Origin of the sequence: Verminephrobacter aporrectodeae subsp. tuberculatae At4, from assembly GCF_000193225.1 — a bacterium.
Classification (GTDB): domain Bacteria; phylum Pseudomonadota; class Gammaproteobacteria; order Burkholderiales; family Burkholderiaceae_C; genus Acidovorax; species Acidovorax aporrectodeae.
This window is the reverse complement of record NZ_AFAL01000909.1, coordinates 1-245: the sequence shown is the minus strand read 5'-3', so window position 1 is coordinate 245 and position 245 is coordinate 1. Positions and strand designations below refer to the sequence as shown.

The 245-nt window shown below is 72.2% G+C and carries 1 pseudogene; it reads left to right on the top strand.

What is annotated here, in order from left to right:
* Window positions 1-245: pseudogene (locus VTU_RS29815) on the top strand (biotin--[acetyl-CoA-carboxylase] ligase); the annotation flags it as partial.

Sequence of the window (245 nt, the reverse complement as noted above, 5' to 3'; positions counted from 1 at the left end):
ACGCAGCGCACGGCGCGGGGGGCGCAATCCCCTCTCTGACGATGTCCCTGGGGCTGCCATTTGCGCCCCGGGATTGGTCCGGCCTCTCGCTCGCCGTGGGGGTGAGCGTGGCCGAGAGTCTGCAACCCGTGCTGCCCCCCCGGGGTGCGCAGCGGCCCGCACGCCTGGGCCTGAAATGGCCGAATGACCTGTGGCTGGACAGCGCAGCGGGCGAGCGCAAGCTGGGCGGAATCCTGCTGGAGACG